The organism is Sphingomonas sp. BL2 (assembly GCF_056680015.1).
In genome coordinates this window covers 2,925,942-2,950,326 of the sequence record NZ_CM155261.1, presented here as the reverse complement: position 1 = coordinate 2,950,326, position 24,385 = coordinate 2,925,942, and the positions used below count along the sequence as shown (strand labels likewise).

At 64.5% G+C, this 24,385-nt stretch carries 23 protein-coding genes; 2 read left to right on the top strand and 21 right to left on the bottom strand.

The window, feature by feature from the left end:
• The first annotated feature begins 339 nt into the window (after nt 1-339).
• Nucleotides 340-2,472, top strand: a complete 2,133-nt coding sequence (locus AC1ME3_RS13835; RefSeq protein ID WP_480953589.1) for a coiled-coil domain-containing protein — start codon at nt 340-342, stop codon at nt 2,470-2,472.
• 101 nt (nt 2,473-2,573) lie between these two features.
• Nucleotides 2,574-3,353: an SDR family oxidoreductase gene (locus tag AC1ME3_RS13830; protein WP_480953588.1), complete on the top strand. Its 780-nt coding sequence runs from the start codon at nt 2,574-2,576 to the stop codon at nt 3,351-3,353.
• A gap of 141 nt (nt 3,354-3,494) precedes the next feature.
• Here AC1ME3_RS13830 and AC1ME3_RS13825 read toward each other — a convergent pair whose 3' ends face one another.
• From AC1ME3_RS13825 to AC1ME3_RS13725, 21 genes are all read right to left on the bottom strand, one after another.
• On the bottom strand, nt 3,495-3,776 hold the full coding sequence (locus AC1ME3_RS13825; protein ID WP_093397299.1) for a DUF1467 family protein: 282 nt from the start codon (nt 3,774-3,776) through the stop codon (nt 3,495-3,497).
• A gap of 4 nt (nt 3,777-3,780) precedes the next feature.
• Complete coding sequence (locus AC1ME3_RS13820; RefSeq protein WP_480953587.1) at nt 3,781-5,418, bottom strand: ribonuclease J; 1,638 nt, start codon at nt 5,416-5,418, stop codon at nt 3,781-3,783.
• Nucleotides 5,419-5,481: 63 nt separating this feature from the next.
• Nucleotides 5,482-6,258 (bottom strand): type III pantothenate kinase, encoded by a 777-nt coding sequence (locus AC1ME3_RS13815; protein ID WP_480953586.1) that lies wholly within the window; start codon nt 6,256-6,258, stop codon nt 5,482-5,484.
• Between the two features lie 10 nt (nt 6,259-6,268).
• Nucleotides 6,269-7,000, bottom strand: coding sequence for a biotin--[acetyl-CoA-carboxylase] ligase (locus tag AC1ME3_RS13810; RefSeq protein ID WP_480955838.1), 732 nt, complete (start codon nt 6,998-7,000; stop codon nt 6,269-6,271).
• Between the two features lie 2 nt (nt 7,001-7,002).
• Complete coding sequence (gene nuoN, locus AC1ME3_RS13805; RefSeq protein ID WP_480953585.1) at nt 7,003-8,448, bottom strand: NADH-quinone oxidoreductase subunit NuoN; 1,446 nt, start codon at nt 8,446-8,448, stop codon at nt 7,003-7,005.
• A complete protein-coding gene (locus tag AC1ME3_RS13800) occupies nt 8,448-9,983 on the bottom strand; it encodes an NADH-quinone oxidoreductase subunit M (protein ID WP_480953584.1) in 1,536 nt (511 codons plus the stop codon). Before AC1ME3_RS13800 ends, nuoN begins: the two co-directional genes overlap by 1 nt.
• Nucleotides 9,983-12,088 carry an NADH-quinone oxidoreductase subunit L gene (gene nuoL, locus AC1ME3_RS13795; RefSeq protein WP_480953583.1) on the bottom strand — a complete coding sequence of 702 codons (2,106 nt, stop codon included), beginning with the start codon at nt 12,086-12,088 and terminating at the stop codon, nt 9,983-9,985. Before nuoL ends, AC1ME3_RS13800 begins: the two co-directional genes overlap by 1 nt.
• A 5-nt stretch (nt 12,089-12,093) precedes the next feature.
• Nucleotides 12,094-12,402 carry an NADH-quinone oxidoreductase subunit NuoK gene (gene nuoK / locus AC1ME3_RS13790; protein WP_082441002.1) on the bottom strand — a complete coding sequence of 103 codons (309 nt, stop codon included), beginning with the start codon at nt 12,400-12,402 and terminating at the stop codon, nt 12,094-12,096.
• Nucleotides 12,399-13,010, bottom strand: a complete 612-nt coding sequence (locus AC1ME3_RS13785; RefSeq protein ID WP_056048540.1) for an NADH-quinone oxidoreductase subunit J — start codon at nt 13,008-13,010, stop codon at nt 12,399-12,401. The genes nuoK and AC1ME3_RS13785 overlap by 4 nt, the downstream gene beginning before the upstream one ends.
• A 43-nt stretch (nt 13,011-13,053) precedes the next feature.
• Nucleotides 13,054-13,539 carry an NADH-quinone oxidoreductase subunit NuoI gene (nuoI, locus tag AC1ME3_RS13780; protein ID WP_055877898.1) on the bottom strand — a complete coding sequence of 162 codons (486 nt, stop codon included), beginning with the start codon at nt 13,537-13,539 and terminating at the stop codon, nt 13,054-13,056.
• Nucleotides 13,536-14,582, bottom strand: coding sequence for an NADH-quinone oxidoreductase subunit NuoH (gene nuoH / locus AC1ME3_RS13775; protein ID WP_056058320.1), 1,047 nt, complete (start codon nt 14,580-14,582; stop codon nt 13,536-13,538). Before nuoH ends, nuoI begins: the two co-directional genes overlap by 4 nt.
• Nucleotides 14,579-16,573, bottom strand: a complete 1,995-nt coding sequence (nuoG, locus tag AC1ME3_RS13770; protein ID WP_480953582.1) for an NADH-quinone oxidoreductase subunit NuoG — start codon at nt 16,571-16,573, stop codon at nt 14,579-14,581. Before nuoG ends, nuoH begins: the two co-directional genes overlap by 4 nt.
• Nucleotides 16,573-17,874: an NADH-quinone oxidoreductase subunit NuoF gene (gene nuoF / locus AC1ME3_RS13765; protein ID WP_107955021.1), complete on the bottom strand. Its 1,302-nt coding sequence runs from the start codon at nt 17,872-17,874 to the stop codon at nt 16,573-16,575. The genes nuoG and nuoF overlap by 1 nt, the downstream gene beginning before the upstream one ends.
• A complete protein-coding gene (locus AC1ME3_RS13760; RefSeq protein ID WP_480953581.1) occupies nt 17,874-18,542 on the bottom strand; it encodes a complex I 24 kDa subunit family protein in 669 nt (222 codons plus the stop codon). The genes nuoF and AC1ME3_RS13760 overlap by 1 nt, the downstream gene beginning before the upstream one ends.
• Nucleotides 18,542-19,753 (bottom strand): NADH-quinone oxidoreductase subunit D, encoded by a 1,212-nt coding sequence (locus AC1ME3_RS13755; RefSeq protein ID WP_274705252.1) that lies wholly within the window; start codon nt 19,751-19,753, stop codon nt 18,542-18,544. The genes AC1ME3_RS13760 and AC1ME3_RS13755 overlap by 1 nt, the downstream gene beginning before the upstream one ends.
• Before the next feature lie 20 nt (nt 19,754-19,773).
• Entirely contained in the window at nt 19,774-20,610 is an 837-nt protein-coding gene (locus AC1ME3_RS13750; RefSeq protein ID WP_480953580.1) for an NADH-quinone oxidoreductase subunit C, read from the bottom strand.
• Complete coding sequence (locus AC1ME3_RS13745; RefSeq protein ID WP_056058310.1) at nt 20,607-21,155, bottom strand: NuoB/complex I 20 kDa subunit family protein; 549 nt, start codon at nt 21,153-21,155, stop codon at nt 20,607-20,609. The genes AC1ME3_RS13750 and AC1ME3_RS13745 overlap by 4 nt, the downstream gene beginning before the upstream one ends.
• Complete coding sequence (locus AC1ME3_RS13740; protein ID WP_056048518.1) at nt 21,146-21,520, bottom strand: NADH-quinone oxidoreductase subunit A; 375 nt, start codon at nt 21,518-21,520, stop codon at nt 21,146-21,148. Before AC1ME3_RS13740 ends, AC1ME3_RS13745 begins: the two co-directional genes overlap by 10 nt.
• Nucleotides 21,521-22,143: 623 nt before the next feature.
• Nucleotides 22,144-22,956, bottom strand: a complete 813-nt coding sequence (locus tag AC1ME3_RS13735) for an inositol monophosphatase family protein (RefSeq protein WP_056048515.1) — start codon at nt 22,954-22,956, stop codon at nt 22,144-22,146.
• 163 nt (nt 22,957-23,119) lie between these two features.
• The gene (efp, locus tag AC1ME3_RS13730; RefSeq protein ID WP_056482276.1) at nt 23,120-23,683 is read right to left on the bottom strand and encodes an elongation factor P; all 564 of its coding nucleotides are present in this window, start codon (nt 23,681-23,683) and stop codon (nt 23,120-23,122) included.
• Nucleotides 23,684-23,769: 86 nt separating this feature from the next.
• Nucleotides 23,770-24,381: a M23 family metallopeptidase gene (locus AC1ME3_RS13725; protein ID WP_480953579.1), complete on the bottom strand. Its 612-nt coding sequence runs from the start codon at nt 24,379-24,381 to the stop codon at nt 23,770-23,772.
• Nucleotides 24,382-24,385: the final 4 nt, after the last annotated feature.

Genomic DNA, 24,385 nt, shown 5'->3' with positions numbered 1-24,385 from the left:
CCGCACCCCGATCGATACTCAAATTCTCGCGCGTTCCGTCGATCAAGGGTCGCCGACCTTATGGTCATCGGACCGTACGCCGTGCCGCCCTGCTTACCGGACGGATGAACGCGCGAAGATCGCATCATCCGTTTTGTACCGCCGCAATTCATGATACTTCCGCAGTTCATGAACGGGGGTTCGTCAATGATCGGGTTTCGCGCGTCGGCAGGCAATGCCCATCCCATTCGCGCGGATATCGTGATGGATCCGGTGATAGAAAACATGTCCGACACCGTCACAGAATCCAGTTTTGATGAGGCTTATCAAGAGCCTGCGCCCGACCGCGGACGCCTTTACGTGGGTATCGCGGTTGCCGTCGTGGTCGTGTGGCTGGCGGGGATGCTGTGGCTCGCGCGCGGTTCGCTCGCGACGATCGAGCCGGTTGCCTTGGTCCAGTTCATCGCCGCGCTCTGCGTCGTCCCCGCGCTGATCGGCATCGTCTGGCTGCTTGCGATGCGGACCAGCCGTAGCGAGGCGCACCGGTTCGGCATCACCGCGCAGGCGATGCGCGACGAGGCCGCCAGCCTCGAACGGACCGTCGCCGCCCTGTCGAACACGATCGACGCCAACCGCCAGCACCTCGCCGAACAATTGAACGCGTTGATGGCGATGGGCGGTGGCGCGACCGAGCAACTCGCGGCGATCGGTCGCGGCATGGTCTCCGAAATCGACCAGGCCGCGGCGCACGCGCGCAACCTCGCCACCTCGACTGCCGGCGCGCAGACCAGCCTCGGCGTACTGATCGCCACCCTCCCCCGCGCGCAGGCAGAGATCGACGACGTTGCCAAACGCCTCGAACGTACCGGCCTGTCTGCGAGCGAACATGCCGCCGCCCTCGACGCGCAGATCGTCGCGCTAGCCGAACGCGGCCGCGACGCCGACGCAATGGCCAGCGGCGCCGCACAGCGTCTCGCCGCGCACATCGTCCGGATGGAGGCGACCAGCCAGACCGCCGGCGCGCATCTCGACTCGGTCACCGACGGCATGTCCGCGGCCGTCGACGCACTGCTCAACCGCACCGCAGACGCAGTAGACCTGTCACGCCGCGGCATCGCCGCGCAGGGTGACGCGATGCTGGCAATGGTCGGCGCGAACCAGGCCGCACTCGACAGCGCCGCCCGCGACAGCGCCGAAGCGCTCGCCAAGCGGATCGCCAGCGTGGAGGACGCGATCGAACGCGTCGCGATCCGCCTCGACCTGCAACGCAGCGCCGGCGACCGGATCGTCGATGATCTCCACACCGGACTCGGCGAAGTCGAATCCCGGATCGAACTGCTCCATCGCCACGGCACCGAGCGCACGCAGGATCTCGCGGTATCGATCAGCGCGCTCGGCGGCTCTGCCGACGCGATGACCGAAGCGCTGCGGGCCGGCGACGACATGGCGCACCGGACGATCGCGACAACCGAGACGCTGCTCGTCGCACTCGACTCTGCCGCGCGCGAAATCGACGAGACGATGCCCGAGGCACTCGGCCGCCTCGATACGCAGGTGCTGGCCAGCAAGAGCATCGTCGTCTCGGCGCGACCCGAACTGCTCGCGCTCGTCACCGCTGCGGAGAGCACGCACGACGCGATCGAGGCGATCGCCGGGGTTATCGGCGAACAGCGCCATGTGCTCGACACGCTCTCGACCGACCTGCTCAACACGCTCAACACCGGCCGCGCGAAGGCCGATGCGCTCGGTCACATGGTCGACGAGGCGATCGGTCGCACGCAGCATTTCGCCGAAGACGCCGCGCCGCAGTTGATCGAGGCGCTCCACCGCGTCCGCGAGACCGCTGCCGTCGCCGCCGACAAGGCGCGCGAGACGCTGTCGAAGGTCATCCCCGAAGCCGCAGCCGCACTCGAAGCCGCCAGCGCCGACGCGATGCGCCGCGCGACCAACGACACCGTGGAACGCCAGGTCAAGGCGCTCACCGACGCCACCGGCGCCGCGGTCGACGCGGCGACCGGCGCGACCGAACGCCTCGCGCGCGAAGTCCAGGCGATCGTCGACCAGACCGCGATCGTCGAAACGCGGCTCCAGGAAGCCCGCACAGAGCGCGAAGACGCCGACCAGGATACCTTCGCGCGCCGGGTCTCTCTGCTGATCGAATCGCTCAACTCAGCCTCGATCGACATTACCAAGGCGATCGCGCCCGAAATCTCTGACAGCGCGTGGGGCGCGTATCTCAAGGGCGACCGCGGCGTGTTCACACGTCGCGCGGTCCGTATCCTGGACGCCAGCGAAGTCCGCGAGATCGCCGGCCTCTATGACGAGGACGAGACCTTCCGCGAGATGGTCAACCGCTACATCCACGATTTCGAGGCGATGCTCCGCACGATCCTGACGCAACGCGACGGCTCGCCGCTCGGGGTGACACTGTTGTCGTCGGACATGGGCAAGCTATACGTAGCGCTCGCGCAGGCGATCGAGCGTCTGCGCTGAACCGCACGTCGAAGGAGCTCCCGGAATGATTCAGCGTCACCGCTAACGCGGCCATCGCCAGCGGAGCAGTCCGCCGACCGGACTCATATTTCGAGGCTTACATGCCCAGACTGAACACCAAGATCTGCGTCGTCACCGGCGGAGCACGTGGCATCGGCCGCGCGATCGCCGAGCGCTTCCATGACGAAGGCGCCATCGTCATCCTAACCGACGTCGACGAAGCCGCCGGCGCCGAGACTGCGGCGGCGATAGGCTGCCGGTTCGAAAGGCTCGACGTCCGCGAAGAGGCGGATTGGCAGCGCCTGGCGGAGATCGTTCCGGTGGTCGACGTGCTCGTGAACAATGCGGGCGTAACGGGTTTCGAGCACGGCATGATCGCGCACGACCCGGAACATGCAAGCCTTTCGGACTGGCGCGCGGTTCATGCGGTCAACCTTGACGGCACGTTCCTCGGCTGCCGCTATGCGATCGGTGCGATGAAAGCAGCGGGCACGGGCTCGATCATCAACATCTCGTCGCGGTCCGGGCTGGTCGGCATCCCCCTCGCCGCGGCCTATGCTTCCTCAAAGGCGGCGATCCGCAACCACAGCAAGACGGTGGCGCTATATTGCGCGCAACAGGGGTGGAAGATTCGCTGCAACTCGGTGCATCCTGCGGCGATCCTGACACCGATCTGGGAGCCGATGCTTGGAACCGGGGCGGACCGCGAGGCGCGGATGGCGGCCTTGGTGACGGATACGCCGTTGAAGCGGTTCGGAATGCCAGACGAGGTGGCCACGGTAGCCGCGATGCTCGCGTCAGACGAGGCGACATATATTACGGGAACGGAGATCAATATCGATGGCGGCTTGCTGGCAGGCTCCGCCGCGTCGCCGGGGTAACGATCCTCCCCCCGCGAGGGGGAGGTGGCTGGCACTTGCCAGACGGAGGGGGAGGTTAGGGAAACCTCTGTTCCGTGCCCTCCCCCTCCGTCACCTTCGGTGCCACCTCCCCCTTGCGGGGGAGGATCGTGAAGCCGCCACTCAGCGCGTGACCATGTTCCCACGGTCGAACAGGTCGACGCTCTGCGGCGTGATCCACCCGTACGAATAATTCAGCTGGAACAACACGAACAACACCGTCGCGACCACCGTCACCCGCCACGCCGTCCGCCCAGACCGAAACTCGTGCGGCGCGCTTTCGGCCTGGCCGGGGACGTGTTCGCCCCCGACCTCGCGAGTCGTCTTCACGCCGAACGGCAGGACCAGGAACACCGAGAACGACCAGAACAGGACGTAGATCGCGAGTGCCGAGGTCCAGCGCACCCGATCAGCCCTCGATCAGCAGGACGTCGACGATCGGCTGCTTACCGGTCCAGCGCTTGGCGACCTTGCGCACCGCGAGACGAATCTGCTCGCGCATCTTCTCGCTCTCGCGCTTGCCGCCCCGCACCGTGTCGGCCGCTGCCTGCACCGCATCGGCGATGAACGCCGCGCGGTCTTCCTCGACCGGGACGCCCTGCACGCGCACCTGCGGCTGGCCGACCATTCGGCCGTCCTTGCCGAGCGCGACACCGACCGAGATCTGACCGTTGATCGCCAGCTTCCGCCGCTCACTAAGCGTCGCGCCGTCCGCCGGCAGGATCACGTCGCCGTCGAGCACCAAGCGGCCGACCGTCGCATTACCGATCTTCGCCGGGCCCTTGGGCGCCAGGCGGATGATGTCGCCATTGCTCTGCACGATCGCGCGCGGAATACCCTGCTCGAGCCCGAAGCGCGCATGCTCCATCATGTGGCGCATTTCTCCGTGCGTCGGCACGAGCACCTCAGGACGCAGCCAGTCATACATCTGCGCGAGTTCGGGCTGCCCTGGATGGCCCGACACGTGGACGTGCGCCTGGCGCTCGGTGATCATGCGGATGCCCTTGGCCGCCAGCGTGTTCTGGATGCGACCGATCTGGACCTCGTTGCCCGGGATCTGCTTCGACGAGAAGATCACCGTGTCGTCGGCCTCAAGCGTGATCGTGTGCTGGCCATTGGCGACACGCGCCAGCGCCGCGCGCTCTTCACCCTGGCCACCGGTGGCGATGATCAGCACCTTGTTCTTGGGCAGGCGCATCGCCTCGTCGGGGCTGATCGTGTCGGGGAAATCCTTCAGATACCCCGTCGCGCGCGCGACCTTGATGATCCGGTCGAGCGAACGCCCGGTCACGCACAGCTTGCGCCCGGTTTCCTTCGCGACTTCGCCGAACGTGTGCAGACGCGCGGCGTTCGACGCGAAGCTGGTAATCATCACCCGGCCCTTGGCCTTGCTGACCTCCTCGAACAGACCTTTCCGCACGGTGCTCTCGCTGCCCGATGCGGTGGTGTTCAAGATGTTGGTCGAATCGCAGACCAGCACGTCGACGCCCTTGTCGCCGATCGCCATGAAGCCCTCGGGCGTGGTCGGATTGCCGATCACCGGGTTCTTGTCGAGCTTCCAGTCGCCGGTGTGGAACACGCGACCGTAAGGCGTGTCGATCAACAGCGCGTTCGCCTCGGGGATCGAATGCGACATCTCGACGAAGGTGAAGCCGAACGGCCCGAGCTGGAAATTGCCGCCCATCGGGATCATCTTGAGCTTCACGCGGTTGGCGATGCCCTCTTCCTCGAGCTTGCCGCGGATCAGGCCCATCGTGAACGGGGTCGCGTAGATCGGCACGCCGAGGTCTTCGGCGAGATACGGCAACGAGCCGATGTGGTCCTCATGGCCGTGCGTGATGACGATGCCGAGCAGGTCGTCGATCCGATCCTCGATAAAGGACAGGTCGGGCAGGATCACGTCGACGCCGGGATATTGCGGATCGGCGAAGGTGATGCCGAGATCGACCATCACCCACTTGCCCTGGCAGCCGTACAGGTTGACGTTCATGCCGATTTCGCCGGAGCCGCCAAGGCCACAGAAAAGGAGTTCGTTCTTCGGAGTCATTGAATACTTTCAGGATTATACAGGAATATGGCCCGCAGGCCGGTCGGCGCGAGCCCAATGGCCCTAGATATGGTGACGATCCCACATCATCGCCAGCCCCTGGATCGTCAGGTCGGCTTCGATGACGTCGAACACGTCGGTCTGTTTCTCGAATAATGTGGCAAGGCCGCCGGTGGCGACGACCTTCACGGGACGGCCGATCTCGCGCTTCATCCGCGCGACCAGCCCCTCGATCATCGCGACATAGCCCCAATAGATGCCGATGTGCATCTGCGAGACGGTGTTGAGCCCGATGACGCTTGTGTCCGTTGGCGCCTCGATCGCGATCCGCGGCAGTTTCGCGGCGGCGGTCACGAGCGCGTCGAGCGACAGGTTGATCCCCGGCGCGATGATCCCGCCCTTGTACGCGCCGCTATAGTCGACGACGTCGAACGTGGTCGCGGTGCCGAAGTCGATCACGATCAGATCACCCGGATGCAGCGCATGCGCGGCGATCGTGTTGACCGCACGGTCGGCACCCAGCGAGGCCGGCTCGTCGACGTCGATCGCGATGCCCCATTCGACCGGCGCATGGCCGGCGATCAGTGCTTCGGTGTTGAAGTATTTCGACGCGAGCACCTGGAGGTTGTGGAGCGCGCGCGGGACGACGGTGGCGACAATCACGCCCTCGACCGCGGTGCGATCATGCCCGCCGAGCTGCATCAACTGGCTCAGCCACACCGCATATTCGTCCGCCGTCCGCCGCGGATCGGTTGCGATCCGCCAGCGCGCGACGATCTCGCCGGCTTTGACCAGCGCGAACACGACATTGGTATTGCCGGCATCGATCGCGAGCAGCATCAGCGGGGCCTCAAAGCAGGAAGACGTCGGCAGCGTGAATGACACGCCGCTCGCCAGACGCCAAGCGGAGGATCAGCGCGCCGTCGGTGTCGAGCCCGACGAACAGGCCGTCGATCCCGCTGCCATCGGGAAGCCGAGCGGTCAGCGCTGTACCCGCCGGGTGCGCGCAATCGACCCAGCGCTCGCGGACGGGGGCAATGCCCTCGGTGCGCCAGCGACCGATCCAGCGCGCGAAACTATCGGCGAGGATGTCGAGGAACATCGCGGGTTCGACCACAACGCCGTGCGCAGCGAGATCGGTCGTCGCACGATCGGGCAGATCGGGATGATGCGCGATGTTGACGCCGTAGCCGACGATTACCGCATTATCAGCGCGTTCGAGCAGGATGCCCGACAGCTTGGCATCCGCCAGCAACAGGTCGTTGGGCCATTTCAAGACCAGCGTCTCGCTCGCGTCGGTCGTGCCCTGGCAGATCCCGGCAACGAGGAACGTCGACACGGTTTCCTGCAAGGCGACCGCGGCGACCAGCGCGAGGCTGGCAGCCGGCGGATCGTTCGGTCGCAAACGGACCAGCGTGCTGGCATAAAGGTTACCCTCGGGCGACGACCATTTGCGCCCGAGCCGCCCCCGCCCCGCCGTTTGTCGGATCGCGCGCAACCAGAGACCGTCCTCGGCACCGCCGCGTGCAAGCTCCAGCAGGTCGGCGTTGGTCGATCCTGTTTCCGCGACGGTGCGGATGATGCTCAGAACAACGCCCGTGCGGCCGCCATCGTCCACGCGCCGAGCACGGGGATGAGGAGGTAGCCGGCTGGCGACACGAACACCGCGGCAATGGCGATCAGGCCACCCTCGACCTTGCTCTCCATCGGCGCGAACGCCGGAGCGGGATCGTCGAAGTACATCGTCTTGACCACGCGCAGATAATAATACGCGCCGATCACCGAGGCGGCGATGCCGACCACCGCCAGCGGGAAGAGCCCGGCGTCGACCGCAGCACTGAACACCGCGAACTTCGCGTAGAAGCCGAACAGCGGCGGGATGCCGGCGAGGCTGAACATGAAGATCGCGAGCGCCGCTGCCAGCGCAGGCCGGGTCCGCGACATGCCGGCAAGGCTGTCGATCGTCTCGACCGGCTGGCCGTCGTCACCACGCATCTGCAACACGACCAGAAACGAGCCAAGCGTCATCGCGACGTAGATCGTCAGGTACATCAGCACGCCCGACACGCCTTCCGGCGTCCCGGCCGCGAGACCGATCAGCGCGAAGCCGACATTGTTGATCGACGAATAGGCGAGCAGGCGCTTGATGTTGGTCTGGCCGATCGCCGCGACCGCACCGAGTATGATCGACGCGAGAGCCGCGAAGATCACGATCTGGCGCCACTGGTCGGTCGCCGGGCCCATCGCATCGACCGCTACGCGGACGCTCAGAGCGAGCGCTGCGACCTTGGGGGCGGACGCGAAGAACGCGGTTACCGGGGTCGGTGCGCCTTCGTACACGTCGGGCGTCCACATGTGGAACGGCACCGCGCTGATCTTGAAGGCAAGGCCAGCGAACACGAACACCAGACCGAACAGCAGGCCGAGCGACTTGGTGCCGGCGTATGCTTCCGAGATGCCCGAGAACAACGTCGTGCCGCTGAACCCGTAGACCAGCGAGATACCGTACAACAGGATGCCGCTGGCGAGCGCGCCGAGCACGAAATACTTCAGGCCGGCTTCCGCCGAACGCCCGTCACGCCGCATGAAGCTGGCGAGAACGTATGCTGCAAGGCTTTGGAGCTCGAGACCGACATACAGCGTGAGCATGTCGGTGGCGGAAACCATGATCCCCATACCGCATGCTGACAGCAGGATCAGCACCGGATATTCCGGACGCAGATCGTCGCCGTGCGTGCGCGAGAAGAAGCTCGGCGCCATGACGATCGCGACCGCCGAGGCGATGTAGATCAGCACCTTGGCGAACGCGCCGAACGCGTCCGCGCGGTAGAGCCCGTCGAACGCATAGCCGCCCGACGACGCCGGCCCGACTAATGCGATCCCTGCCCCGACCAGCACGAACACGGCGGCTATCGAGGCGGCGCGCGTCGACTTGTCCCCGCCCCAGGCCGAGACGAGCATCAAGGCGATCGCACCCAACGCCAGCACCAGTTCGGGCAGCGTCATTGCGATGTTAGCGGCGTAATCCATCAGTGTGCCTCCCCGTGCGCGGCACTACGGACAGTTGCAGCGGGCTTCCCCGCAGTTGGGTTGGAATCGCTAGCCGGCTTGGCGCGGTCGACACGGGCGAGTAGCACGCCCACGTCCTTGCGCATCGGTGCCAGGAAGCTCTCGGGATACACGCCCATCCACAGCACGACGGCTGCGATCGGTGCGAGCAGCCACATCTCGCGGCCCGACAGATCGACCATCGCGCGGACGTCGTCCGACTTGATTTCGCCGAACACGACGCGGCGGTACAGGAACAGCATGTACGCGGCGCCGAGGATGATGCTCGTCGTGCAGAGCAGCGCGGTCCAGGTCGAGACCTGATACGTGCCCATCAGCGACAGGAACTCGGCGACGAAGCCGCTGGTGCCCGGCAGGCCGATCGATGCCATCGTGAAGAACAGGAAGAAGATCGCATATTTCGGCATGTTGATCGCGAGGCCGCCATAGCGCGAGATCTCGCGGGTATGGAGCTGGTCGTAGATCACGCCGACGCACAGGAACAACGCACCCGATACCAGGCCGTGGCTCAGCATCATGATCATCGCGCCTTCGATGCCCTGCCGGTTGAACGCGAACAGACCGATCGTGACGATCGCCATGTGTGCGACCGACGAGTAGGCGATCAGCTTCTTCATGTCCGACTGCACGAGCGCGACAAGGCTCGTGTAGATCACCGCGACCGCCGACAGGCCGAAGATCAGCCAGGTCAGCTGGCCCGAGGCTTCGGGGAACATCGGCAGCAGGAAGCGGAGGAAGCCGTATCCGCCGAGCTTCAGCAGCACGCCCGCCAGGATCACCGAGCCTGCGGTCGGCGCCTGGACGTGCGCGTCGGGCAACCAGGTGTGGACCGGCCACATCGGCATCTTGACCGCGAACGACGCGAAGAACGCCAGCCACAGCCAAGTCTGCACGTGCGCCGGGAAGTCGTAGTTCATCAGCGCCGGGATGCTGGTCGTGCCCGCGGTCTTCGCCATGTACAACATCGCGATGAACATCAGAACCGAGCCGAGCAGCGTGTACAGGAAGAACTTGTACGACGCGTAGATCCGGTTCGCACCGCCCCAGATGCCGATGATCAGGTACATCGGGATCAGGCCGGCTTCGAAGAACACGTAGAACAGGAACAAGTCCTGCGCCGCGAACGTGCCGATCATCAGCACTTCGGTGAACAGGAACGCCGCCATGTATTCGGGTACGCGCGTGGTGATCGAGCGCCAGCTGGCGCCGATGCAGATCGGCATCAGGAATACGCTGAGCATGATCAGCATCAGCGCGAAGCCATCGATGCCAAGCGACCAGCCGAACGGGCCAAAGATGCCGGGGGCATGCTCGACGAACTGCCACTGCGCACCGCCGATGTCGTAGTTCATCCACAGCATAATGCCGAGAACGAAGTCGATCAGCGTCGCCGCCAGCGCCAGCGTCCGCGCCGTGTTCGCCGAGACGAACAGGCACACGACGGCCGCGATCATCGGGACCGCGATCAGGACGGAGAGGATAGGAAAGCCGGTCATTACAGTCCGATCGCCCAGGTTACGGCTGCGGTCAGCCCGATCAGCATGACGAAGGCATAGGTGTAGAGGTATCCCGTCTGGAAGCGGTTGGCCACGCGGCTGCCGATCTGGACGACCCAGGTCGCGCCGTCGGGCCCGAACCGGTTGATCGTCTTCTCGTCACCGCGGTGCCACAGGAAGCGGCCGATCGCGAACGCCGGGCGGACGAAGATCAGGTCGTACAGCTCGTCGAAATACCACTTATGCAGCAGGAAGTCGTAGAGCACGCCGAACTGTTCGACGACCTTGGCCGGGAACGTGGGTGCCTTGATATAGGCGTACCAAGCGGTCAGCAGGCCGAGCAGCATCGCGATCGTCGCCGACAGTTTGATCAGCAACGGCACGCCGTGCATCTCGTGCATCAGATGTTCGCGGAACGCGAGCGCGCCCTTCCAGAACTCCTCGCCTGCGGTCGGCTCGATGAAGAAGCCGTGGAACACGAAGCCTGCGAGGACCGCGCCGACCGACAGTACGATCAGCGGGATCAGCATCGGCAGCGGACTCTCGTGCGGGTGATACCCACCGTCCCCTTCGGCCGGTGCATGTGCGGCGTCGTGATGACCGTGCGGCGCGTGACCTGCGTCCTCGGCCTGAGCCGGGTTCGCGTGATGGTCATCCGCGTGATGCGCGTCATGCGCGTGGTCATCGTGACCATGCGCGTCATGGAGCGCATGCTGGATGTGCTCCGATGCGGCCCAGCGCGGCTTGCCCCAGAAGGTCAGGAACATCACGCGCCACGAATAGAAGCTGGTCAGCAACGCGACGAGCACGCCGACGAACCATACGCCCGGCTGACCCGCAGCCCAACTCGCCTCGATGATCGCATCCTTCGAGTGGAAGCCCGCAAAGCCGATCGCGGTGTTGCCGAAGATGCCGGGGATGCCGACGCCGGTAATCGCGAGCGTACCCGCCATCATCGCCCAGAACGTCACCGGGATCTTCTTACGCAGGCCACCGTAATAGCGCATGTCCTGCTCGTGGTGCATCGCATGGATGACCGAGCCGGCGCCGAGGAACAGCAGCGCCTTAAAGAACGCATGCGTGAAGAGGTGGAACATCGCCGCGCCGTACGCGCCGACACCGGCCGCGAAGAACATGTAGCCGAGCTGCGAACAGGTCGAATACGCGATCACGCGCTTGATGTCGGTCTGCACGAGACCGCAGGTCGCCGCGAACAAACAGGTCGCGGCACCGACCGATGTGACCACGGTCAGCGCGACCGGGCTCATCTCGAACATCGGTGACAGGCGGCAGACCATGAAGACGCCGGCCGTGACCATTGTCGCTGCGTGGATCAGCGCCGACACCGGAGTCGGGCCTTCCATCGCGTCCGGCAACCAAGTGTGCAAGCCAAGCTGCGCCGACTTGCCCATCGCACCGACGAACAGCAGCAGGCAGAGCACCGTCATCGTATCGAAGCGGTAGCCGAGGAAGCCGAGCGTCGAACCCGCCATACCAGGGGCCGCTGCGAGGATCTCGGGGATCGAGACCGTGCCGAACACCAGGAACGTGCCGAAGATACCGAGCATGAAGCCAAGATCGCCGACGCGGTTGACGACGAACGCTTTGATCGCGGCTGCGCTGGCGGAAGGCTTGCGGAACCAGAACCCGATCAGGAGGTAGGATGCGAGACCCACGCCTTCCCAGCCGAAGAACATCTGGACGAGGTTGTTCGCCGTCACGAGCATCAGCATCGCGAACGTGAACAGCGACAAATACGCGAAGAAGCGCGGCTGGTCAGGATCCTCGTCCATATAGCCCCAGCTATACAGATGGACGAGCGCCGAGACCGACGTGACGACCACGAGCATCACCGCGGTCAGCGCGTCAACGCGCAGCGACCACGCGACGTTCATGTCGCCCGAGTGGATGAAGTCGAGCAGCGGCGCGACGGTGGCCGTGCTGGTACCCGACAGGAAGCCGATGAAGATCGGCCAGGACAACAGGCACGACGCGAACAGCGCAGCCGTGGTGACGAGTTTCGCCGGCACGTTGCCGATCGCGCGATTGCCGAACCCGGCAACGATCGCGGCCAGTAACGGCAGGAAGACGATAAGCTGGATCAACCGTATTACCCCTTCATCCGGTTGACGTCGTCGACCGCGATGGTGCCGCGACCGCGGAAATAGATCACGAGAATGGCGAGGCCGATCGCGGCTTCACCCGCGGCGACCGTCAGCACGAACATCGCGAACACCTGTCCGACGAGATCGTGGAGGAACGCCGAGAACGCGACGAGATTGATGTTCACCGCCAGCAGGATCAGCTCGATCGCCATCAGGATGACGATGAGGTTCTTGCGGTTGAGGAAGATGCCGAGCACCCCCATCGTGAACAGGATCGCCGCGACGACCAGATAATGGACGAGACCGATCGTCACAGTTCGACTCCCTGCCCGACGACCGGGCTCGTGTTGCGCGTGGCGTCCTGTGGACGACGCGCGTTCTGGCGGCTGATGTTCTGCGCCTTGACGCCGCCACGCTGGCGGTGGGTCAGCACGATCGCCCCGATCATCGCGACCAGCAGCACCAGGCCGGCACCCTCGAACACGAACAGATAGCGCGTGTAGAGCAGGTTACCGATCGCCTGGATGTTGGGAACGGTGTCGTCGATCGGTGCGGCACGCCGCGCGAGCTGGATCGGGCCGGTGCTCCATGCACCGATCGCGATCATCACCTCGGCGGCAAGCGCCACCGCTAGTGCGAGACCGATCCCGAAATACCGGGCGACGCCTGCGCGCAGTTCGGTGAAGTCGATGTCGAGCATCATGACCACGAACAGGAACAGCACCGCGACCGCACCGACATAGACGATGACGAGCAGCATCGCGATGAACTCGGCACCGACTAGGATCATGAGACCCGCCGCGTTGAAGAACGCGAGGATCAGCCACATCACCGAATGGACCGGGTTGCGCGACGCGATCGTCAGCGCGCCCGACAAGACGACGACGAAAGCGAAGAGATAGAAGGCTAAGGCCTGAATCACGATTGCGGCCCCTTAGACGCCCACGAGAAGAATGAGCGCGCCATTAACGGTACGGCGCATCGGCGGCAAGGTTCGCCGCGATCGCGCTTTCCCAACGGTCGCCATTATCGAGCAGCTTCGACTTGTCGTAGATCAGCTCTTCGCGCGTTTCGGTCGCGAACTCGTAGTTCGGCCCCTCGACGATCGCATCGACCGGGCACGCCTCGGCGCACAGGCCGCAGTAGATGCACTTGGTCATGTCGATGTCGTAGCGCGTGGTGCGGCGCGAACCGTCATCACGCGGCTCGGCCTCGATCGTGATCGCCTGCGCAGGGCACACGGCTTCGCACAGCTTGCACGCGATGCAGCGCTCTTCGCCGTTCGGATAGCGACGCAGCGCATGCTCACCACGGAACCGCGGCGACACCGGATTGCGCTCGTACGGATAGTTGATCGTCGCCTTTTCCTTGAAGAAATAGCGGAGCGTCAACGCGTGCGCCTTCACGAATTCCCACAGGGTAAACGACTTGATGATCTGAGCGACGCTCATGAACCCACTCCAACGCGCGTCAGCATGAGATAGCCCGACACGAGGAAAACCCAGAACAGCGAGACGGGAAGGAAGACCTTCCAGCCGAGCCGCATCAGCTGATCGTAGCGATAGCGCGGCACGGTCGCCTTCACCCAGCTGAACAGGAAGAAGAAGAACAGGATCTTGGCGAACAGCCAGATGATCCCCGGCACGTAATATAGTGGCGCCCAGTCGACCGGTGGCAGCCAGCCGCCCCAGAACAGCGTCGCATTGAGCGCGCACATCAGCAGCACGTTGGCGTACTCGCCGAGCCAGAACAGCGCGAACGACATCGACGAATATTCGGTCTGGTACCCGGCGACGAGCTCGCTTTCCGCCTCGGTCAGATCGAACGGCGCGCGCTGCGTCTCGGCAAGGCTCGAGATGAAGAACATCACAGCCATCGGGAACATCAGCGGGTTCAGGATGTACCCGTTGAAGAACCAGACGTGCGACTTCTGCGCCATCACGATCGCCGACAGGTTGAAGCTGCCGGTCCACAGCACGACCGAAATCAGGATGAAGCCGATCGCGACTTCATACGACACCATCTGCGCGGCCGCACGAAGCGCCGAGTAGAATGGGTATTTCGAGTTCGACGCCCAGCCCGACAGGATGATCCCGTACACGCCGAGCGACGACGCCGCGAGCACGTAGAGCAACCCGACGTTGATGTCGGCAAGCACGACGCCGACGCCGAACGGCACCACCGCCCAGACGATCAGCGCGACCGTGAAGGTGATGATCGGTGCCAGCAGGAACAGCGTGCGGTTGGCGGCTGCGGGGACGATCGTCTCCTGCAGGAACACCTTCAGGCCGTCGGCAAAGCTCTGCAACAGGCCGAACGGACCGACGACGTTGGGACCACGCCGCAACGCCATCGCCGCCCAGATCTTGCGGTCGGCATAGATGATCATCGCCACCGCCAGCATCAGCGGCAGGGCGATCACGAGGATGTCGATGATCGTCGCGAGGAAGAACGCCCAGTCGTAACCGAGCGAGGATTCGAACCAGGAGATCATTCGGCTGCCTCCGCGTAATCTTCTCCGTGGAGAAGTTCGGCCGAGCAGCGCTGCATCGTCGGCGACGCACGGCAGATCGCGTTGGTCAGGTAGAAGTCCTTGATCGGATAGCCGGCGAGGACACCCTCACCTGCGCCATTGAGCGAAGGCGGATTCCACTCGAACGTCGCGAGCGCCTGGTGCCGCAACGCAGGCACGTCCACGTACATTTCCTCGCGCAGCCCCTCGAAGCTGTCGAACGGCAGCGTGTGGCCGAGCGTGTCGGACAGCGCGCGGAAGATCGACCAGTCGTCACGCGCGTCGCCGGGGGCGAACACCGCGCGCTCGCCGCGCTGGACTCGACCCTCGAGATTGACCCACGTCCCCGACTTCTCGGCATAGGTAACGCCCGGCAGGATGACGTCGGCAGCCGCCGCACCCTTGTCGCCGTGATGCCCCACAAACACCTTGAAGCCAGTGAACTTCGAATAATCGACCTCGTCCGCACCGAGGAAGAAGCCGAGCTTAGCCCCCATCACGTCGGCGATGCCACCCTTCTGCGCATAACCGAGCATCAGCCCACCCATCCGCGAGGCCGCCATGTGGACGACATTGAAGCCGTTCCAGTCCGCCTTCACGAGACCGAGCGTATCGACCAGCTTCAGCGCAGCCGCATGGCCACCCTTCAGCGCGCCGCCACCGACGATCACCATCGGACGCTCGGCCTTGCCGAACGCCTCGGTCACCGCGTCAGGCAGATTGCCGAGCAGCGCCAGATCGTCGCCGAGCCACTCAACCTTGTACGTCAGGTCCGTCTCCGGCCCGATCGCGAAGACCTTCGCACCCTTCTTGATCGCTTTCCGCACCCGCGTGTTCACCAGCGGCGCTTCCCAGCGCAGGTTGGTACCCACGAGCAGGATCGCGTCGGCACGCTCGGTGCCAGCGATCGTCGTGTTGAAATTGACCGCGGCGATGCTCGTCGCGTCATAGTCCATGCCGGTCTGACGGCCTTCGAGCAGGCTCGAACCCATCTTCGCGAGCAGCGCCTTGGCGGCGTACATCGTCTCGCAATCGACCAGATCGCCAGCGACGGCCGCAACGCTCGACCCGGCGTTCACCGCCTTGATCGCCGCAAACGCTTCGTCCCACGTCGCGGGCTGGAGCTTGCCGTTCACCCGGACATAAGGCTTGTCGAGGCGACGACGCACGAGGCCGTCGATCGCGTGGCGCGTCTTGTCGGTGGCCCACTCCTCGTTCACGTCCTCGTTGATCCGTGGCACGCAGCGCAGCACCTGGCGACCACGGCTGTCGAGCCGGATGTTGGTGCCGACCGCGTCCATCACGTCGATCGTCAGCGTCTTGCGCAATTCCCACGGACGCGCCTCGAACGCATACGGCTTCGACGTCAGCGCGCCGACCGGGCACAGATCGACTACGTTGCCGCTCAGTTCGCTCTTGACCGCATTCTCGAGATACGAAGTGATCTGCATGTCCTCGCCGCGGAAGATCGCACCGATCTCCTCGACGCCTGACACTTCCTCGGCGAACCGGATGCAGCGCGTGCACTGGATGCAGCGGGTCATGACCGTCTTGACGATCGGACCCATATACTTCTCGGTGACCGCGCGCTTGTTCTCGTCGTAGCGCGAATGGCCGCGACCATAGGCGACCGACTGGTCCTGCAGATCGCACTCGCCGCCCTGATCGCAAATCGGGCAATCGAGCGGATGGTTGATCAGCAGGAATTCCATGATGCCCTCGCGGGCGTTCTTCACCATCGGCGAGTTGGTGAAGATCTCCTGCTTGTCCGCCGCCGGCAGCGCGCACGACGCCTGCGGCTTGGGCGGACCAGGCTTCACCTCGACCAGGCACATCCGGCAATTGCCGGCGATGCTCAGCCGCTCATGATAACAGAAACGCGGAATCTCCTTGCCGGCAAGCTCGCACGCCTGCAGCACGGTGGCACCCTGAGGCACCTCGATCTCTACGCCATCGACTTTGACTAAGGGCATTACTCTGCGGCTTCCATCATCGGCGCGGTGTCGCCACCGCGCTCACGGATACGGCGCTCCATCTCGGGGCGGAAATGCTTGATCAGGCCCTGGATCGGCCAGGCTGCAGCGTCGCCGAGCGCGCAGATCGAGTGACCCTCGACCTGCTTGGTGACCTGCTGGAGCATGTCGATCTCGGACAGCTCGGCGTCGCCGGTGCGCATCCGCTCCATCACGCGCCACATCCAGCCGGTGCCCTCGCGGCACGGCGTGCACTGGCCACAGCTCTCGTGCTTGTAGAAGTACGAGATGCGGCTGATCGCGCGGACGATGTCGGTCGACTTGTCCATGACGATGATCGCCGCGGTGCCGAGGCCCGACCCGACCGCCTTCAGGCCGTCGAAGTCCATCGCGCAGTCCATGATCTGCGCGGCGGGCACCAACGGCACCGAAGAGCCACCCGGAATCACCGCGAGCAGATTGTCCCAGCCGCCACGGATGCCACCGCAATGCGTCTCGATCAGGTCGCGGAACGAGATGCTCATCTCTTCCTCGACCACGCACGGCTTGTTCACATGGCCGCTGATCTGGAACAGCTTCGTGCCGCGGTTGTTCTCCGCGCCGAAGCTGGAGAACCAAGCAGCGCCGCGACGAAGGATCGTCGGTGCGACCGCGATCGATTCGACGTTGTTGACCGTCGTCGGGCAGCCGTAAAGACCAGCACCTGCCGGGAAAGGCGGCTTCAGCCGTGGCTGGCCCTTCTTCCCCTCGAGGCTCTCCAGCATCGCGGTCTCTTCGCCGCAGATATACGCGCCGGCACCCCGGTGCACGAACACGTCGAAGTCATAGCCCGACCCGCACGCGTTCTTGCCGATGAAACCGCGGTCGTATGCTTCAGCCACAGCTGCGAACAGCGTCTCGGCCTCGCGAATATACTCGCCGCGGATGTAGATGTAGGCGGCGCGCGCGCGCATCGCGAACCCGGCGATCAGCGCGCCCTCGATCAGCTTGTGCGGATCGTGGCGGATGATCTCGCGATCCTTGCAGCTGCCCGGCTCAGATTCATCGGCGTTGATGACGAGGAAGTTCGGCCGATCGGGCTTGGGCTCCTTCGGCATGAACGACCATTTGGTGCCGGTCGGGAAGCCCGCACCGCCACGGCCACGCAGACCCGACGCCTTCATCACGTCGATGATCGCGTCCTGGCCAAGCGCCATCAGGTCCTTGGTGTTGTCCCAATCGCCGCGCATGATCGCCGCGTCGATGGTCCACGGCTGGAAACCGTAGACGTTGGTAAAGATGCGGTCCTTGTCGGCGAGCATCAGGCCCACTCCCCCCGGTAATCGTGGTTCGCGTCGACCATCGCTTTGAGCGAGGTCGGGCCGCCTTCGGGGCAGCTCGCGCGGCGACCGAATTGCGGACCCGGCGTCGGGTGCCCGCCATTGGCCAGCGCCTCGAGGATCTCGGTCGTCTTGTCGTAATCGAGGTCTTCGAAGTTATCGTCGTTGATCTGCACCATCGGCGCATTCGCGCACGTGCCCAGGCACTCGACTTCGGTCAGCGTGAACATGCCGTCCGGCGTCGTGCCGCCCTTGACCAGACCGCGGTTCTTGCACGCGGCAAGAACATCATCCGACCCCCGCAGCATGCACGGCGTCGTGCCGCAGACCTGGACGTGGAAGCGACCAACCGGCGCCAGATTGAACATCGTGTAGAAGGTCACCACCTCGTACACGCGCATGTAGGGCACGCTGATCTGGCGCGCGACGAACTCGATCACCGGCACCGGCAACCAGCCCTGCGTCTGCGTTTCCGCGCCGACCTGGCGCTGCGCCAAATCGAGCAACGGGATCGACGCCGACTGCTCGCGACCCTTGGGATAGCGCCCGAGGATCTCGTTCGCCTTCACCTGGTTCTCGTCCGTCCACGCGAACGCACCCCAGCGTGCGCGGGTCTCGGCCTCGTCGGGAATTTTCGGAGCTTCAGCCATCAGCGGTCACATTCACCAAAAACGATATCCATCGCACCGAGGATCGCAGTCGTATCCGCCAGCATGTGGCCCTTCGCCATGAAGTCCATGGCTTGCAGATGCGAGAACGCGGTCGGGCGGATCTTGCAGCGGTACGGCTTGTTCGAGCCATCGGCGACCAGATACACGCCGAATTCGCCCTTGGGGCTTTCGGTCGCGACATAGACGTCGCCGGCGGGCACGTGGAAGCCCTCCGTATAGAGCTTGAAGTGATGGATCAGCGCTTCCATCGACTGCTTCATCTCACCACGCTTGGGCGGCACGACCTTACGGTCGAGCGACGCAATCGGCCCCTCGGGCATGTCGCGCAGGCACTGCTTCATGATCCGAGCGGACTGACGCACTTCCTCGACGCGCACCATGAACCGGTCATAGCAATCGCCGCGCGTACCGACCGGCACCTCGAAGTCCATCTTGGCATAGGCATCGTAGGGCTGCGACTTGCGCAGATCCCAGGCGATACCCGAACCGCGGATCATTGGGCCGGAAAAGCCCCACTTGATCGCATCGTCGCGGCTGACCACGGCGATGTCGACGTTGCGCTGCTTGAAGATGCGGTTGTCCGCGACGAGCGAGATCGCATCCTCGAACAACCGCGGCAGGCGCGTGTCGAGCCAGTCGCCGATGTCGGCGAGCAGCTTCAACGGCGCATCCTGATGCACGCCACCGGGACGGAAATAGTTAGAATGCATGCGCGCGCCGGAGACGCGCTCGAAGAAGTTCATGCAGTCTTCGCGGATTTCGAACAGCCACAGGTTCGGCGTCATCGCGCCGACGTCCATGACATGCGACCCGAGGTTCAACATGTGGTTCGAGATACGCGTCAGCTCGGCAAAGAACACCCGCAGATACTGCGCACGCTCGGGCACTTCGAGGTCGAGCAGCTTCTCGACCGCCAGCACCCAGCTATGCTCCATGCACAAGGGCGAGCAGTAATCGAGACGATCGAAATACGGCAGCGCCTGCGTGTACGTCTTGTACTCGATCAGCTTCTCGGTGCCGCGGTGGAGCAGACCGACATGCGGGTCGACGCGCTCGACGATCTCACCGTCGAGTTCCATGACCAGACGGAGCACGCCGTGCGCGGCCGGATGCTGCGGACCGAAGTTGATCGTGTAGTTCTGGATCGTGACGTCGCCGGTCGTGGGATCGGCTGCGTCCGCTTCGCCCAGAAGCTCTTCGACATACAGACTCACTGGTTCTGTCCCCCGCTAGCATTGGCACCCTTGGTCGGGACCACGTCGGGGTTCGCAGGCTTCGGCGTCGCATCGGACTCCGACTTGCCGGCGCCCGTCTGCGCGGTCGACTCGGTGCTCTTGGGTTCGGTCGGCGCCTGGGTCGGCGACTGCGCCGCATTGGCCTTGACGATCGTGTCCGCCGACAACGGCGTCTGTGCGCCCTTGGCCTGGGGCAAGGCACCCTTTTCGTCACCCGGAAGGACGTAGTTCGCGCCCTCCCAAGGGCTCATGAAATCGAACGTGCGGAAATCCTGCGCAAGCTGCACGGGTTCGTACACGACGCGCTTGGACTCTTCCGAATAGCGCAGCTCGACATACCCGGTCAGCGGGAAGTCCTTGCGCTGCGGATGACCACGGAAGCCGTAATCGGTCAGGATGCGGCGCAGGTCCGGATTGCCGCTGAACAGCACGCCGTACATGTCGTACACTTCGCGCTCGAGCCAACCGGCGACCGGCCAGATGTCGGTCACCGACGGCACAAGCTTTTCCTCGTCGGTCGCGACATGCACGCGCAGGCGGTGATTCCGCGTCAGCGACAGCATGCAATAGACGACCTCGAACCGCTCAGGCCGATCCGGATAGTCGACGCCCGCGATCTCCATGAGCTGCTGGTAGGCAAGCCCCGGGGTGTCGCGCAGCGCGATCATCGCGTCGTACAGGTCTTCGCGACGAACATGCAGCGCGACTTCGCCGACATGGTCGACCGCGTCGAGCAGCATACCGCCGAGCGCCGCGCGGGCGCTGTCGATTACGCCGTCGTTCGACGTGTACGCTGGTGCGGGAGCCCTCAACGCTCGATGCTCCCGGACCGCCGGATCTTCCGCTGCAACTGCATGATGCCGTACAGCAGAGCCTCAGCTGTCGGCGGGCACCCAGGAACATAGATGTCCACCGGCACGATCCGATCGCAGCCACGCACGACGCTGTAACTGTAATGATAATAGCCGCCGCCGTTCGCGCACGATCCCATCGAGATCACGTACTTCGGCTCGGACATCTGGTCATAGACCTTGCGGAGTGCCGGCGCCATCTTGTTGCACAGCGTGCCGGCAACGATCATCACGTCCGACTGGCGCGGGGACGCGCGCGGTGCGGCGCCGAAGCGCTCCAGATCGTAGCGCGGCATGTTCACGTGGATCATCTCGACCGCGCAGCATGCGAGCCCGAATGTCATCCACCACAGCGAACCCGTGCGGGCCCACTGGAACAGTTCCTCGGTCGACGTGACGAGGAAACCCTTGTCCGTCAACTCACCGTTCAATCCGTCGAAAAAGCCCTGGTCGGGTGGCACCAGCGAACTGGGCGAACCGGGTGCGGGCTGAAGCTCTACTCCCAATCGAGTGCTCCCTTCTTCCATGCGTAGACGAGGCCAAGGGCCAATTCGCCAATAAAGATCATCATCGAAATCCACGCGGTCCAGCCGAGCGTGAAGACCGAGACGGCCCAGGGATACAGGAACGCGGCCTCGAGATCGAAGATGATGAAGAGGATGGCGATCAGGTAGAAGCGCACGTCGAACTGGCTCCGCGGATCCTCGAATGCGGGAAATCCGCACTCGTATTCGCTAAGCTTCTCAGGCGTAGGCTTGTGTGACCCCGTGAGGCGCGAGACGGCCATCGGCAGGAACACGAACGTGCTCGACAATGCGATGGCGATCCCGAGGAACAGGAGGATCGGAAGATAGTGCGACAGGTCGACCAAATTGCTTCTCGCAAGTGCGAACGGAACGGGGCCGCTTTAGGCCGATGGGGGGTGATGGGCAAGGCGTGGAGGGTGTGAGAATCACTCGCAAGTGGAGGGGTCGGGGTGGCGGGAAACATGCGTTACTCGGCGTGCTCTGCTGCACTCGGCGTGCCGGGATGCAGACGTGGCTGCTGCGAATAGCGGCAATATCACCAAACCGGCTCCGTCACCCCGGACTGGTTCCGGGGTCCACGGTGCCGCAAACCAACGGTCGGAGAGACTGCGGAACAGTGGATGCCGGAACAAGCCCGGCATGACGGACAGATATTAGGTCACTCTGGCCTGCCCGCTCAGCCGCCGCCCCCCGTCACCCGAGCAAAAGCTGGGGCATCATGGTTGGCGAGCGCGCCGGCTATCATGGAGATACCCTGGCTTTCGCTGGTGTGACGGATAGGGTGGCAGTATCACCTTCACCAGCATGACCGGATTGCTCTCCGACCTAACGATCCTCCCCCGCCAGGGGGAGGTGGCACCGAAGGTGACGGAGGGGGAGGACGCGGAACAGAGGTTGCCCTTACCTCCCCCTCCGAATGGCAAAAGCCAGCCACCTCCCCCTTGCGGGGGAGGATCGTGCATTCGCCTTAGCGAAGAGCGCCGGCCACCAGCTTATGCAGGCGGGAGTGCAACGCGTCGTTCGCCGCCAGGAACTCGTTGCGCTCCATCGCGCGATCGCCGCCGCGGAAGTCGGTAACGAAACCGCCGGCTTCCTTCACCAACAGCATCCCAGCTGCAACATCCCAAGGCTTCAGGTTCGATTCCCAGAACCCGTCAAACCGGCCAGCCGCAAGCCACGCCAGATCGAGCGCCGCAGCACCCAAACGACGGATCCCCGCAACCTCAGGCGCAACCGCGCCGAAAATCCGGCTCCACTGCGCGAAGTCGCCATGCCCCAGGAACGGGATCCCCGTCGCGATCAGCGATTCGGACAGATCACGCCGCGACGACACGCGCAGACGCTGGTCGGTGAGCCATGCCCCCCGCCCCTTCTCGGCCCAGAAGCTTTCGTCGGTCAGCGGCTGATACACCAGCGCGGTGGTGACTTCGCGCTTACCGTTCGGCATCGGCTCCTCGACCGCGATCGAGATGCAGAAATGCGGGATGCCATGGAGGAAGTTCGACGTGCCATCCAGCGGATCGACGATGAACCGCGGCTTGTTCGGATCACCCTCGACCTCGCCGCGCTCCTCCATCAACATGCCCCAGTCGGGACGGGCGTGGCTGAGTTCTTCGAAGATCGTCTGCTCGGCGCGCTGGTCGGCTTGGCTGACGAAGTCGGCCGGCCCCTTGCGGCTCACCTGGAGCTGCTGGACCTCGTTGAAGTCGCGGCGCAGGCGCGGCGCGGCCTTGCGGGCGGCGCGCTCGATAACGGTCATGATGCCGGAATGGCTGGGCATGGTATTCTATCTCCCCCCTCCCGCAAGCGGGAGGGGCCGGGGGTGGGCTCGCGCTATCAGCGTCGCGCGGCATCGAAATAGTTCGCGCCAATATCGTCGCGTAAAATGGAGGGCGGGCGCCCACCCCCCGGCCCCCTCCCGCTTGCGGGAAGGGGAGCAGTTTTCAGTCCGCGCGACGCACGTAGGTCTGCTCGTAGACATCGACGACGATCCGCGTGCCCGCACCGATATGCGGCGGCACCATCACGCGCACGCCGTTCTCGAGCACGGCAGGCTTATACGACGACGAGGCAGTCTGCCCCTTCACGACGGCATCCGCCTCGACGATCAGCGCCTCGATCGTGTCGGGCAGCTGGACCGAGATCGGCCGCTCTTCCCAGAGTTCCATTACCACGTCCATGCCGTCCTGCAGGAACGCCGCGGCGTCGCCCAGGATGTCGGCGTCGAGCGAGATCTGCTCGTAATTGATCTTGTCCATGAAGGTGAGCATGTCGCCTTCGCGGAATAGGAACTGGAAGTCGACGGTCTCGAGCCGCACCTTCTCGACGCTCTCGGCGGAGCGGAAGCGGGTGTTGTTCTTGCGGCCGTCGATGAGGTTCTTCATCTCGACCTGCATATAGGCACCGCCCTTGCCGGGCTGGGTGTGCTGAATCTTGACGGCGCGCCAGATGCCGCCCTCATATTCAAGAATGTTGCCGGGACGAATCTCGACCGCGTTGATCTTCATGACCGATTCCTGCTGGAAAGAGCTAGGGGCCGTCCGCGAAGCATAACCCTGGAGCATGACTCTGCGGAAACCCGAAGCGGCGGCCTTTAGCGGGACGACCCCGTTCCGGCAAGCAGCGGGTACGGATTGACGTTCTCGCCCTGCCACCATCGCTCCCCCGGCTGCATCTTGGTCAGCCCGAAATGAAGGTGGTAATTGCCTGCCCCCGCATCACCGGTGTCGCCGACATAGCCGAGCGTGTCGCCCGCCTTGACCGCCATCCCCTCTCGGATGCCAGCCGCGTACCCGGCAAGGTGCGCATAATAATAGGTCCAGCGCCGGTCGGGCGAACGGACGTACAGCGTGATCCCGCCAAGCCCGCTCTGGAACAGCTTTTCGATCCGCCCCGGCGCAGCCGCAACGACGGGCGTGCCGCCCGGTGCCATGATGTCCGTCCCATGATGACCGCGCAGACCGCCGCCCCGCGCATCGTTCCAGCTGTCCGCAATCGCTTTTCGCGGAACGCCCGCCACCGGGACGGCAAGCACCCCCGGCGTCACGGAAACGGTATCGACCTCAGCCGGAGGCACCGGCTTGCGCCAAGGCACCCGTCGCTCGATGCCGCTACCGCTACCGCTGCTCCCGAACGACATCATTGACGCAAAGCCGCCGACAACGACCACGATCAGCCCGAGAATGATCCAGAACGTCCGCGTCATCGCC

Bases quoted from the DNA above. Each gene is read 5' to 3' on its own strand.
- AC1ME3_RS13830 (WP_480953588.1), top strand. From the start codon at position 2,574: ATGCCCAGACTGAACACCAAGATCTGCGTCGTCACCGGCGGAGCACGT.
- AC1ME3_RS13820 (WP_480953587.1), bottom strand. From the start codon at position 5,418: ATGACTCCGAAGAACGAACTCCTTTTCTGTGGCCTTGGCGGCTCCGGC.
- AC1ME3_RS13815 (WP_480953586.1), bottom strand. From the start codon at position 6,258: ATGCTGCTCGCGATCGATGCCGGCAATACCAATGTCGTGTTCGCGCTG.
- nuoN (WP_480953585.1), bottom strand. From the start codon at position 8,448: ATGGATTACGCCGCTAACATCGCAATGACGCTGCCCGAACTGGTGCTG.
- AC1ME3_RS13800 (WP_480953584.1), bottom strand. From the start codon at position 9,983: ATGACCGGCTTTCCTATCCTCTCCGTCCTGATCGCGGTCCCGATGATC.
- nuoI (WP_055877898.1), bottom strand. From the start codon at position 13,539: ATGAGCGTCGCTCAGATCATCAAGTCGTTTACCCTGTGGGAATTCGTG.
- nuoH (WP_056058320.1), bottom strand. From the start codon at position 14,582: ATGATCTCCTGGTTCGAATCCTCGCTCGGTTACGACTGGGCGTTCTTC.
- nuoG (WP_480953582.1), bottom strand. From the start codon at position 16,573: ATGCCCTTAGTCAAAGTCGATGGCGTAGAGATCGAGGTGCCTCAGGGT.
- nuoF (WP_107955021.1), bottom strand. From the start codon at position 17,874: ATGCTCGCCGACAAGGACCGCATCTTTACCAACGTCTACGGTTTCCAG.
- AC1ME3_RS13760 (WP_480953581.1), bottom strand. From the start codon at position 18,542: ATGGCTGAAGCTCCGAAAATTCCCGACGAGGCCGAGACCCGCGCACGC.
- AC1ME3_RS13735 (WP_056048515.1), bottom strand. From the start codon at position 22,956: ATGCCCAGCCATTCCGGCATCATGACCGTTATCGAGCGCGCCGCCCGC.
- efp (WP_056482276.1), bottom strand. From the start codon at position 23,683: ATGAAGATCAACGCGGTCGAGATTCGTCCCGGCAACATTCTTGAATAT.
- AC1ME3_RS13725 (WP_480953579.1), bottom strand. From the start codon at position 24,381: ATGACGCGGACGTTCTGGATCATTCTCGGGCTGATCGTGGTCGTTGTC.